Here is a 12,267-nt window from a genome sequence, read left to right as displayed (position 1 = left end):
ATGACCGCTCTCTACTTTAGAGGGCGGCTTCTTTTTAATTGAATGAGATAAGAAAGAAAAGCAACAATAGAAAGAAGGAGACGGTGTACATGGATAGGCATTATTTTGTCGCAATTACGTTACCAAATCATATAAAAGAAGTGCTGTCTAACTATAAAGAGGATACGAATGAGGAATTACGATTTCGCTCGTGGGTACATAAGGAAGATTATCATATTACCCTTTCCTTTTTAGGAGGTGCGACAGAAGAACAGTTAAAAGGGATAAAGAATGGATTACAAACACTTACAAAAACAAAAGAACTATCGTTCACGTTACAAGGTTTTTCAACGTTTGGTAGAGAAGATCAGCCCCGTATTTTTTGGGCGAAGGTAAGTGAGAATCACGATTTGTTTCAGTTGCAAAAGCAAGTACATGCCATTTGTGAAGAAAATGGTTTTTCTCTAGAAACACGCCCATATCATCCACATATTACTGTTGCTCGTAAATGGATAGGAGAAGAAAAGTTTCATTTAGAAAGTATAAAAGAAGTACCTGAAATATCATTTCAAGCAGATACAATTACTTTATACGAATCCCACGTGAAAGAAACCCCGAAGTATAAATCGATTGCTGAAATAAAATTACAAAAATAGAATGGTGAAAACGTTTTTTATGCAGGTGAATATACTATAGAGAAGAATGGAGTTACTGTATAGAGTCTTGTTGATAAGAAAAGCCTTATCATTTGCAGCTCATTTTATCTCGCTCATTAAAGTTTCACTTTATTTTAACTTTGAGAATGATGGTGATTTTTTTATGTTGAAAGTAAAACGTCCATTTGATGCCTATTTAGATGAAATGAATAAAATTACAATTTTGCTCCCACATGCGTATGGAACAAGTCGGACATTTCGTTTGCAAGAAGGAAGTAATGTGAAAGATTTACCGATTGCTCATACTATTGCGCTTCCAGATGCAACGAAGTATGAGTGCTTTATAGAAGAGCCGCTAGATGTGGGTAAGTATTATACAGTACGAGATGAACGGAATGAAGAAACGGATTTACAAATAGGTGCTGTTATTCGAACAACAATTTTCGATGAAAAGTATTATTACGAAGGTACAGATTTAGGTGCTGTGTATCAAAAAGAAGAAACGACATTTAAAGTATGGGCTCCAACCGCAAGGCTTGCGAAAGTAAGAATTTATAAGAGTGATAAAGAATATACCGATCATGAAATGTACAGAGAAGAAAACGGAGTTTGGATTCAAACATTACAAGGTGATTTAGACGGAGCACGCTATACATTTCTTGTTTGTATTAATTTAATATGGAACGAAGCTGTGGATCCTTATGCAAAGTCGGTGACGGTAAACGGAAAACACGGTGTTGTTATCGATTTAGAAAAAACGAATGTAACAAGACGAGAGCAATTACCACCATTACACGCAATGACAGATGCCATACTGTATGAACTGCATATTCGTGATGCCACTATTCATCAGGGCAGTGGAGTGAGTAAAAAAGGAACATATAAAGGGCTAATGGAAGAAGGGACAACAGGGCGAAATGGGACGTTAACAGGGTTGTCTCATATAAAAGATTTAGGTGTTACACATGTTGAACTATTACCTTTATATTGTTTCGGTGGTGTAGATGAGGCGAATCCTTCGTCCGCCTATAATTGGGGGTATAATCCATTATATTACAATGCACCAACAGGATTTTATGCTACAAATCCCTCTGATCCGTATAACAGGATAGTTGAGTGCAAACAACTAATTGAAACATTTCATGAACAAGGTATTAGGGTGATCATAGATGTTGTATATAATCATGTTTATGAAAGAGAGCTATCATCATTTGAAAAGCTTGTTCCAGGATACTATTTTCGTCATGGTGAAGATGGTATGCCTTCTAATGGGACGGGAGTCGGAAATGATATAGCGTCTGAACGGAAAATGATGAGGAAATTCATTGTAGAGTCTATTTTATATTGGCTTACTGAATACAATGTCGATGGATTCCGATTCGACTTAATGGGAATTTTAGATGTTGATACAATGAATATGATAGAAAAAGAAGTGCGAAACATAAAACGAGATGCTTTGCTATTAGGAGAAGGATGGGATTTACAAACACCGCTTCCTCTTGAGGAAAAAGCAACGTTAAATAATGCGAAGAAAATGCCACATATCGCGCAGTTTAATGATCAATTTCGTGATGGGATAAAAGGGAGTACATTTCATATAAACAAACGTGGTTTTGCATTTGGTGGGTCTGTAGACTGTAATCATTTGCAGTATATTGCAGCAGGAAGTCTTTTAAGTATGAAAGAAACAGGGCTGTTTCTAGAGCCGGCGCAAAGCATTAATTATGTAGAATGTCATGATAATATGACGATGTGGGATAAACTAGTGCGCAGTAATGAAGAATCAGAAGCGATTTTGAAAAAACGTCACCTGCTAGCGAGCGCAATGGTTATTCTTTCACAAGGCATTCCTTTCTTACATGCAGGACAAGAGTTTTATCGTACGAAGAAAGGAAATGAAAATAGTTATAATGCAAATGATGAGATCAATCAATTAGATTGGGATCAAAAAGAGAAAGAGATAGAGACCGTTAACTATATAAAAGGTTTAATTGCGATTCGTAAAGAGCATGGGGCATTCCGATTACAAAACGCAGACCTTATAAAAAAACATATGACTTTTTTACAAACATCTACAGAAGTACTTGCATACCACCTGCAAAATGTAAAATCATTTGGGCCGTGGAAAGAGATTGTCGTTTTATTTAATAGCGGTTTAGAAGCTAAAACGGTGCAACTTCCGAAAGAAGCAACGTGGGATGTGCTAGTAAATGAAAACGAAGCGAAAATAGATCCAATTTCTTCATTTAGAGGAAAGGAACTTAGGCTCCCTCCAATTAGCACGTATATATTGACGATAATGTGACAAATCGCTACTTGACGATGAGAATGTAATAAATGTAGAATTGACAAAGGTGACGATTTTGATAAGTTGTCATTCTATGACAGGTTTTGTAAAATAAAATAGAGGATTTTTGGCTTAGGCTAATTTTTCTTTTCATTTACAGTAAAATATATGAATCCACAACATGTGTAGAAATGTTGCGGTTTTTCTTTTCATAACTATAAAAGATAAGGATTTGTTAACGGGTAATGAATATGGAATGGTTGGAACAATTATTAGGAAAAGAGTGGAGTCTTGTACCGGCTGGTGGAGTAACGGGCGATGCGTATATTGCGCAAAACGGACAACAGAAGTTATTTTTAAAGCGGAATACATCGCCCTTTTTAGCGGTATTGTCAGCAGAAGGAATTGTTCCAAAATTACTTTGGACAAGAAGGGTAACGAACGGTGATGTAATTTCTGCTCAAAAATGGCTTCCGGGACAGAAGCTAGAGCCAGAGGATATGAAACTAGAACGTGTTGCGAAACTTTTGAAGAAAATTCACTCCTCTAAAGCGCTTGTACAGATGATTCAAAGACTTGGGAAGCAGCCGCTTCACGCACAAGAGTTATTACAACAACTGCAACTCGTTTTAAGAGGAGATATAAGGGATGATGAAACAATTCAGCAAGGCCTTCAATATTTAATGGATTCATTAAAAGCTATTGAATACAACGAATTCGTTGTATGCCATTGTGATGTAAACCATAACAACTGGATATTGTCGGATGAAGATGAGTTGTTTTTAATTGATTGGGATGGAGCTGTAATTGCTGACCCAGCTCTAGACCTTGGTATGTTATTATATTGGTACATTCCGCGCCAGGAGTGGAGTGAGTGGCTCGGTTTTTATGATATTGAAATGGATGAATCGCTGCTTAGGCGCATGAGATGGTATGTGATAGCACAAACGATTTTGTCTATTCAATGGCACACAACAAAAAAACAGCAAGCAGAAGCTGAATATTGGCATCAATATTTACAGCAACTACTTGCTTCAGAATAATACTTAAGAAAAATTGTCCATTCCAGCAATCCACTGAGTAAGTTGTTCTTGATTATTGGAAATATGGTTGTCCAAATTAGAGGAAGATTTACCCGATTGACTATAAGAATATACATCGTTTAGCATTGTTTTAGCGTCACTACTTATATTATCGTTTGCGAGTAACGATTGAATGAGGCGCTCTAATTGCTCGCATTCTGAAACTGTCCCGCAGCAATCACTTTGGTGGTTGACTAAAATATCTTTCAGCACTTCTAATTGATGTTGTTGATTAATTGGCATGAACGGATCATCCTTTCGATTGTTTTTCTCTTCAAATGTAAGAGAAAAAGCTGTTTCGTCATGGAATGTTTAATGCTGTATGTAGTTTTTATCAAAATGGTACATCTTATACTTGAAAGAAACGGACCGAGTGCTCGTACGTACTTGGTTTTTTGTTTGGTAGATTGATTAAAAAAAGAAAGAAGGAATTATTCCTTTAAAATAGTTTTGTAAAGAGAGGGAGACATCTATGCGTTTAAGACATAAACCATATGCAATGGATCGAATTAACGAGTATTCACATATCGTAATCGGAAACCCAGAGGAGCGCGCTGGTAACTGGAAAGAAGTATTTGGAAATGAACAACCAATTCATATTGAAGTAGGTACAGGTCGTGGCCGCTTTATGTATGATATGGCAAAAGCGAATCCACATATTAATTATATTGGAATTGAAAAATTCACAAGTGTTGTTGTAGATGCACTTGATAAATTAATTGAAGAAGAAGTGCCGAACTTAAAGTTAATTAATAAAGATGCTGAAGATTTAACAGTTTTCTTTGCAAAAGGTGAGATTGATCGCGTTTATTTAAATTTCTCAGATCCATGGCCAAAGAAGCGTCATACGAAGCGTCGTTTAACGTATAAAACGTTTTTACGTAATTATGAAGAAGTGTTAGTAGAAGGCGGAGAAATTCATTTCAAAACAGATAATCAAGGTTTATTTGAATATTCTCTTATGAGTATGGCTGAGTATGGTATGTTACTAACGTACTTAAGCTTAGATCTTCATAACAGTGACTTTGAAGGTAACATCATGACTGAATACGAAGAGAAATTCTCTAGTAAGGGTCATCGTATTTACCGAGTTGAAGCAAAATATCGTACAGAGCCTATGCAGTAATGCCATAGGTTTTTTTATGTCTAAAATAATCAGAATTTTATGTTAAGATTAATTAAAAGGGGGATGTGTAATGGAACATTTACAAATTGGAGATATAAAAGTAACGTGGTTAAAAGGCGGAAATACACATTTAGATGGAGGGGCAATGTTTGGTGTTGTGCCGAAAGTACTTTGGTCACGTAAATATAAACATAATGACACAAATCATATTTACTTACGAACAGATCCGTTACTTTTACAAACGAAAGATGGAAATATGCTCATTGATTCAGGAATAGGAAACGGTAAGTTGGATGAGAAGATGAAACGAAATCAAGGTGTAACAGAAGAATCATCGGTGTATGAATCATTAGAAAAATTAGGATTAAAGTCTGAAGATATCGACTATGTCTTAATGACACATCTTCATTTTGATCATGCATCTGGTCTAACAAAATGGGAAGATGATCACCTTGTACCGGCATTTCCAAATGCGAAAGTTTACGTAAGTGAAACAGAATGGAATGAAATGAGGAATCCAAACATTAGATCACGTAATACATATTGGAAGGAAAATTGGGAGCCAATTGTAGATCAAGTTGTTACGTTCCAGCAAGAAATAGAAATTACAGATGAAATTAAGATGGCGCATACGGGTGGTCATAGTGATGGACATGCAGTTATCGCTTTGGAGAGTCAAGGGGAAACGATGCTACATTTAGCAGATCTCTTGCCGACGCACGCGCATCAAAATGTATTATGGGTAATGGCATACGATGATTATCCGATGACCTCGATTGAAAATAAACAAAAGTGGATGAAGTATGGTGCTGACAAAGAGGCGTGGTTTACGTTTTATCATGATGCATATTATCGCGCTGTGAAGTGGAATGAGGAAGGGCATATCGTAGAAAAAATAGAACGGAAAACGAGTATAGAAGCTTAAAAAGAGGAGATTGTTCCATCATATTTGTTGGAGCAGCTTTTTTTTTATTATCGGATTTTGTCGGTAAGTCGATATATTCGGAAAATCGCTGATATAATTTTAATCAATACCCACAATTTCAAAAAAATAAGAGGTTCACCTAATGGGAACCCTCCTTTTTATGCTGCTATAACCTCTAAAACAGTACCTGTTTTAGCATCAACTAAAAATTCAAATCGTTCTTGTATATCATCTAACATTGTTGTAAGACCGCCGCGATAAACTTCATATGCGACATCATATTTTTCAAATGTCTCTGGAACCATATGTACCCAAGAGCCAGTAATTTCACCTTTATGACTTAATGCTTGTTTCACCATTTTCAATGCTTTTTCTGAAGAAATATGGGATTGTTCTTGTACTTTGTTTGCAACGAGATAACCAGCTGCGAATCCAAAGCCAAGACCTGCTACTAAACCTTTCCAGCTCATATATTCACCTCAATTCTATAAAATAAAAATAGTGTACCAATAATAATTATAAAGCAAATACAGTTAAAAAAGAAGAAACTAGAAACATTTCGAAAATTTCGTTACAATAAAAGAGGTATTCTACTAAGGTTTGAAAGAAGGGGACTTCGTGAATAAAGAGACATTACAATTATTTCGTACGTTAACAGAATTACAGGGTGCATCAGGTTTTGAACATGATGTACGCCGTTTTATGAAACAAGAATTAAGCAAATATGCGGATGAAATTGTACAAGACGGTTTAGGTAGCGTATTTGGTCTGAAAAAAGGGGACGAAACTGGCCCGCGTGTTCTTGTAGCAGGTCATATGGATGAAGTAGGTTTCATGGTTACGCAAATTACGAAAAACGGAATGCTTCGTTTTCAAACGTTAGGCGGCTGGTGGAGCCAAGTTCTATTAGCACAGCGTGTACAAGTTATGACGAAGAATGGTCCTGTTATTGGGGTTGTTGGTTCTATTCCTCCTCATTTATTAAGTGACGCGCAACGTGCAAAACCGATGGATATAAAAAATATGTTAATTGATATAGGTGCAGATAGTTATGAAGATGCGATTGAAATTGGTGTAAAACCAGGACAACAAATCGTGCCGATTTGCCCATTCACACCGATGGCAAATGAGAAGAAAATTATGGCGAAAGCTTGGGACAACCGTTACGGATGTGGTCTTGCAATTGAATTGTTAAAAGAATTAAAAGATGAAACATTACCAAACACATTATACTCTGGTGCTACTGTACAAGAAGAAGTAGGCCTTCGCGGAGCGCAAACTGCTGCAAATATGATTCAACCAGACATTTTTTATGCGCTTGATGCAAGTCCAGCAAACGATGCATCTGGTGATAAAACGCAGTTCGGTCAATTAGGAAGAGGTGCTCTTCTTCGTATTTACGATCGCACGATGGTAACACATAGAGGAATGCGCGAATTCATTTTAGATACAGCAGAAACAAACAACATTCCGTATCAATACTTTATTTCACAAGGTGGTACAGATGCGGGCCGTGTACATACAAGTAACTCTGGTATCCCATCAGCAGTAATTGGTGTTTGTGCACGCTACATTCATACACATGCTTCAATTTTACATGTTGATGATTATGCAGCGGCGAAAGAATTAATTACGAAGCTTGTAAGAACAACGGATAAAACGACGTTAGAGACAATTAAGAATAACGCGTAGAGAAGAAGGGCTGAAGAGCCTTTCTTTTTTTGGATTGAATAGATGACCCATCCATGAGTGGGAGCGGTCAGTGCTTAATGGGCGATCGAATGGTGTATTAAGAGCGCGGGTAGGAAGTGAGAGAAAGACTATTTTTGTGTTCGAGGTCTGTAATTGAGGAAAGCTACCTTTCTTTTTGGATTGAATAGATGCCCAGCGGTGTGTGGTGGCGGTATGTGCTCGAATGGTGTATTAAGACCGAGGATAGGAAGAAAGAAGAAGCCTGTTTTTTTGTTTAGGACCAGTAATATTGTGGAAAGCCATCTTCTTTTATAGGTAGAAGGGATTCCACGGTGGTGTGTGATAGTGGTTGGTATTTAATATGTTCGGAAGCAGATATTGGAACAAAATGATGAATTTTTATAGAGGTGAACGAAATGAAGGTAGTAGTTGGATCGAAGAATAAAACGAAGGTTGGCGCTGTGGAGAAGGTTTGGAAAGATGCTGAAATTACATCTCTTTCTGTTCCTTCAGGAGTAGCAAATCAGCCGTTTTCAGATGAAGAGACGATGCAAGGAGCGATTAATAGAGCGAAGCGAGTGCTAGAGGAAGGAGAAGCTCCAATTGGTATTGGGCTAGAAGGCGGTGTGATGAAAACGGAGCACGGTTTATTTATGTGTAACTGGGGTGCGTTAGCAACAAGTGATGGGAAAGTATTCGTGGCTGGAGGAGCGCGTATTAAGTTACCAGACGATTTTTTAGCACCTCTTGAAGATGGCAAGGAGTTAAGTGAAGTGGTGGAAGAGTTTGTACATAGAAAAGATATTCGTAGTCACGAAGGTGCGATTGGTATTTTTACAGATGATTATGTCGACCGCACGGAATTATTTGTACACGTTGTTAAGTTACTTGTTGGGCAATATAAGTATGACAAAAAGCAAGCATAAACCTTGCACCATGCGCGATGTATGGTAGTATAAAAGAAAGATTATAACATGAAAAATGCACCCGTTAGAGGAGGAAATATAGATGAAGTCATTAGAAAGCATGGAGCAATTCCAACAATTAAAAAATGAAGAGAATGTAGTCTTTATGTTCTCAGCAGAATGGTGCCCAGACTGCCGCTTTGTAGACCCATTTATGCCAGAAGTAGAAGAGAAATATAGTGATTTCTCATTTTACTATGTAGATCGTGATGAGTTTATTGATCTATGTGTAAAATTAGACGTATTTGGCATTCCGAGCTTTGTAGCGTACAATAAAGGTGAAGAAACTGGTCGCTATGTAAACAAAGATCGTAAAACACAAGAACAAATCGAAGAGTTCATTGAAGGTTTAAAGTAAGGCAATTTGCCAATTGAATTGTAAAACAACCTCTACCTTCGCGGGGGAGGTTATTTTTTTGGAAGGGAGGAAAAAGAGATGAAGATGACAAGTAAAAAGATGAAAGAAGAGTTAATGAAGAAATTATCTCGTCCAGAATGGGACTTTCAGTATGATAGCGAGAAAGAGGTTCTACGTATAGAACAGAAAGACTCGAAAAAAGGTATTAACGTATCGCTTCCAGGAGTTGTGGCAAAATGGGAAGTGAACAAAGAAAAGGCAATTGAAGAAGTTGCTTATTACGTACAAGAAGCGCTAATTGCGATGCATAAAGAAGAAAATAGCGGAGCAAAAATTTTACCTGTTATTCGTTCTACTTCTTTCCCGAAACAAGCAGAAGAAGGAAATCCGTTTATTATGACGGATCATACGGCGGAAACACGTATTTACTATGCGTTAGATTCGAATAAAACGTATCGACTAATTGATGAACGTCTATTACAAAAATTAGAACTTACAGAGCAACAAGTGCGGGAAATGGCATTATTCAACGCACGCTCATTAGGTTATGAATTTAAACAAGATACAGTAGCGGGGAATACATTCTACTTTTTAAACACAAATGATGGGTATGATGCGACTCGTATTTTAAACGAATCGTTACTACAATCGATGCGTGAGAAGATTTCTGGTGACATGGTTGTTGCTGTTCCTCACCAAGATGTATTAATTATTGCTGATATCGTCAACGAAATCGGTTATGATATTATTGCACAAATGACAATGAAATTTTTTGCCGAAGGGCATGTTCCGATTACATCACTTTCATTCGTATATGAAGATGGAGAATTTGAACCAATCTTTATTTTAGCGAAAAATCGGAAGAAGACAGATGGAAAAGAGAAAGGATGAACGAAGTGAACGTTTTTTACAACCTTGAAGGAATTGGTGACACTTTAATTGTTGCCTTACAAGATATTACTTTAGAGAACCGTACTTTTGATCGCAAAGGAGATGTTGCACGCGTATACGATCGTGAAAGCAATGTAACAGCAGGATTCAACATCTTTAATGCATCTTCTTACTTAGAAGTAAAAGAAAAAGGAAACCTTACATTAACGAAAGAGCTTGTAGAGAAAATCAACGAAATTTTAGCGAAGAATGGCTTTGAAGAGACAGTAGAAGTAGATCTTTCTCCGAAATTTGTTGTAGGCTATGTAGCTGAAAAAGAAAAGCACCCAAATGCTGATAAGTTAAACATCTGTAAAGTAGAAATTGGTACAGAAACATTACAAATCGTATGTGGTGCACCAAACGTTGATGCAGGACAAAAAGTTGTCGTTGCAAAAATCGGTGCTGTAATGCCAAGCGGTATGTTAATCAAGCCAGCTGAGCTTCGCGGTGTTCCTTCTTCTGGAATGATCTGCTCTGCACGTGAATTAGAGCTTCCAGACGCTCCACAAGAAAAAGGTATTCTTGTATTAGAAGATAGCTTTGAAGTTGGACAAGAATTTAAATTTTAATTGATATAAGAAAAGAGAGGTTGTCCTTTTGGGCAGCCTCTCTTTTTTGTCATTTTTGTTGGTAAGTCGAAATTTCGTGTTGAATCGTTAATATATTGAGAGTTGTGATAGATATACTCCAAAAATCGTAAATATGATAAAGGTGTCACCTTTTGTCTTAAAATCTATATTGTATTTTATAAACAAACTAGTTAAAATTTAGAAAAATAGAAGGGGATAGACGTATGAAACAACAACCAAAAATCGCAGAACTTCTAAAACGAATTGAAACTTCAAAACAGCAAGATGTTGAGCTAGGTACTTATGAAATATATGTGTTTAGTGAAAGTGAATTAGAAAAAGGACAAATCGGTTACCGATATGATAAACATAAAAAGTCATTAATAAGTGAAGAAAACGGAAAGTGGCAAGAAGGATGGATTGCAATTGGATATGAAACGGATATGGGCGATCCAGTTTTCGTAAATATAGATGATGACGCTTATCCAGTTTATACTGCAGAACGTGGTACAGAAACATGGCAGCCAGTTTATATTGGAAATATGGATGAGATTATAGGGCAATTATAAGAAAAACTTTGAATCCGGTGCAAAGTGATGGGAGAGAAGTATGAAGTATATAAAAATAATGAGCATGATTGCATTCATTGGAATATATATGGCCGGTTGTTCACAAGAGCAGTCGAAAAAAGAAACTACATCTTCTATACAAGAGAAAAACAAAGATACCAAAGAAGACGCACCGGTAGAAAAGCTGCAAGAACAAGAAAAGAACGAAGAATCGCAAGCAATTAAAACGAATGAGCAAGTGGAGCATAAGCAGGAGGAAATGCCGGCTGAAGAAAAGATAGAGGAAACTACACCGGTGCTGCCAACTGAGCAACCAGTGCAAAATAATGAACAAAAAGTAGAGAGTAATGAAAAACAAGAGAAGTTTCTTGTCGTTATTGATCCAGGGCATCAACAAAAAGCGAATTTAAATTTAGAGCCGATTGGGCCAGGGGCAACAACACAAAAATATAAAGTGACAGATGGTACAACTGGTGTTGTGACGAAAAAAAGAGAGGCCGTACTTGTATTAGAAATGGCTTTCATATTAAAAGAAAAGTTAGAAGCAAAGGGAATGCAAGTATTAATGACGAGAACGTCACAAGACGTTGATATAAGTAATAAAGAACGGGCGACATTCGCAAATAATCATAAGGCAAATTTATTTTTACGTCTTCATGCAGATGGTTCTGAAAATCCAAACCAAAGTGGATTTGCTGTATTGACGCCAGCAGAAGACAGTCCGTATACGAAAGAGATTTATGCGGAAAGTCTTCAAATCTCTCAAATGATTGTAAATAAAATGAGGGAGAACCAGCAAGTGAAAGTAAATGGGATTAAATTCAGGGATGATCTTTCTGGATTTAATTGGTCCAAAGTACCTGGTGTACTATTAGAACTTGGGTTTATGTCAAATCTTGAAGAAGATAAAAAATTATCTGACCCGCAGTATGTAAATTCTTTATTGCAAAGTGTAACGGATAGTATAGATGCATATCGGAAGCGTAAAGCTTAAGCGCAGTCTTACATGAAAGGCTGCGTTTTTCCATATGAAACACTCGTAAATTAGAATATTGTGGATAAATATGACATGCTTAATTTTACCTGCACTTTTTGCCGAATGCTGATACAATAAAGGATGTTACTA

The 12,267-nt window shown here is 36.8% G+C and carries 14 protein-coding genes; 12 read left to right on the top strand and 2 right to left on the bottom strand.

Translation table 11 applies throughout. The annotated features are described in order from the left end of the window. Nucleotides 1-89 precede the first annotated feature (89 nt). From thpR to MHI26_RS24110, 3 genes are all read left to right on the top strand, one after another. Nucleotides 90-635, top strand: coding sequence for an RNA 2',3'-cyclic phosphodiesterase (gene thpR / locus MHI26_RS24120; protein WP_061667155.1), 546 nt, complete (start codon nt 90-92; stop codon nt 633-635). 163 nt (nt 636-798) lie between these two features. After that, on the top strand, nt 799-2,940 hold the full coding sequence (gene pulA / locus MHI26_RS24115) for a type I pullulanase (protein ID WP_061667156.1): 2,142 nt from the start codon (nt 799-801) through the stop codon (nt 2,938-2,940). 227 nt (nt 2,941-3,167) lie between these two features. Continuing rightward, nucleotides 3,168-3,965, top strand: a complete 798-nt coding sequence (locus MHI26_RS24110) for a phosphotransferase family protein (RefSeq protein ID WP_002094168.1) — start codon at nt 3,168-3,170, stop codon at nt 3,963-3,965. A 3-nt stretch (nt 3,966-3,968) separates the two neighbouring features. Here MHI26_RS24110 and MHI26_RS24105 read toward each other — a convergent pair whose 3' ends face one another. Next, nucleotides 3,969-4,247: a YtzH-like family protein gene (locus MHI26_RS24105; protein WP_001122235.1), complete on the bottom strand. Its 279-nt coding sequence runs from the start codon at nt 4,245-4,247 to the stop codon at nt 3,969-3,971. A gap of 229 nt (nt 4,248-4,476) precedes the next feature. On the opposite strand from MHI26_RS24105, the gene trmB reads away from it, so the two are divergent. Both trmB and MHI26_RS24095 read left to right on the top strand, forming a co-directional pair. Further along, a complete protein-coding gene (gene trmB / locus MHI26_RS24100; protein ID WP_001239383.1) occupies nt 4,477-5,130 on the top strand; it encodes a tRNA (guanosine(46)-N7)-methyltransferase TrmB in 654 nt (217 codons plus the stop codon). A gap of 70 nt (nt 5,131-5,200) precedes the next feature. After that, nucleotides 5,201-6,055 carry a YtnP family quorum-quenching lactonase gene (locus MHI26_RS24095; protein WP_000400671.1) on the top strand — a complete coding sequence of 285 codons (855 nt, stop codon included), beginning with the start codon at nt 5,201-5,203 and terminating at the stop codon, nt 6,053-6,055. Nucleotides 6,056-6,213: 158 nt separating this feature from the next. Here MHI26_RS24095 and MHI26_RS24090 read toward each other — a convergent pair whose 3' ends face one another. Beyond that, on the bottom strand, nt 6,214-6,525 hold the full coding sequence (locus MHI26_RS24090) for a PepSY domain-containing protein (RefSeq protein WP_000118535.1): 312 nt from the start codon (nt 6,523-6,525) through the stop codon (nt 6,214-6,216). Nucleotides 6,526-6,673: 148 nt separating this feature from the next. On the opposite strand from MHI26_RS24090, the gene MHI26_RS24085 reads away from it, so the two are divergent. The 7 genes from MHI26_RS24085 to MHI26_RS24055 all read left to right on the top strand — a co-directional run bounded on the left by MHI26_RS24085 (nt 6,674) and on the right by MHI26_RS24055 (nt 12,135). Further along, entirely contained in the window at nt 6,674-7,747 is a 1,074-nt protein-coding gene (locus MHI26_RS24085) for a M42 family metallopeptidase (RefSeq protein WP_001031518.1), read from the top strand. Nucleotides 7,748-8,163: 416 nt separating this feature from the next. Continuing rightward, nucleotides 8,164-8,673, top strand: a complete 510-nt coding sequence (locus MHI26_RS24080; RefSeq protein WP_061667157.1) for a DUF84 family protein — start codon at nt 8,164-8,166, stop codon at nt 8,671-8,673. Nucleotides 8,674-8,755: 82 nt separating this feature from the next. Beyond that, a complete protein-coding gene (locus tag MHI26_RS24075) occupies nt 8,756-9,070 on the top strand; it encodes a thioredoxin family protein (RefSeq protein ID WP_000838193.1) in 315 nt (104 codons plus the stop codon). 78 nt (nt 9,071-9,148) lie between these two features. Then, on the top strand, nt 9,149-9,961 hold the full coding sequence (locus MHI26_RS24070) for a DUF1444 domain-containing protein (protein WP_000784615.1): 813 nt from the start codon (nt 9,149-9,151) through the stop codon (nt 9,959-9,961). After that, nucleotides 9,958-10,572: a YtpR family tRNA-binding protein gene (gene ytpR, locus MHI26_RS24065; protein ID WP_061667158.1), complete on the top strand. Its 615-nt coding sequence runs from the start codon at nt 9,958-9,960 to the stop codon at nt 10,570-10,572. The genes MHI26_RS24070 and ytpR overlap by 4 nt, the downstream gene beginning before the upstream one ends. A 224-nt stretch (nt 10,573-10,796) precedes the next feature. Continuing rightward, nucleotides 10,797-11,141, top strand: coding sequence for a hypothetical protein (locus tag MHI26_RS24060; protein WP_000813348.1), 345 nt, complete (start codon nt 10,797-10,799; stop codon nt 11,139-11,141). Nucleotides 11,142-11,181: 40 nt separating this feature from the next. Further along, entirely contained in the window at nt 11,182-12,135 is a 954-nt protein-coding gene (locus MHI26_RS24055) for an N-acetylmuramoyl-L-alanine amidase (protein WP_061667159.1), read from the top strand. Nucleotides 12,136-12,267: the final 132 nt, after the last annotated feature.

It is taken from the genome of Bacillus sp. FSL K6-1218 (assembly GCF_038006445.1).
GTDB classification, from domain to species: domain Bacteria; phylum Bacillota; class Bacilli; order Bacillales; family Bacillaceae_G; genus Bacillus_A; species Bacillus_A thuringiensis_S.
Note: the sequence above shows the minus strand (reverse complement) of the source record. Positions and strands in the feature narration are given on the sequence as shown.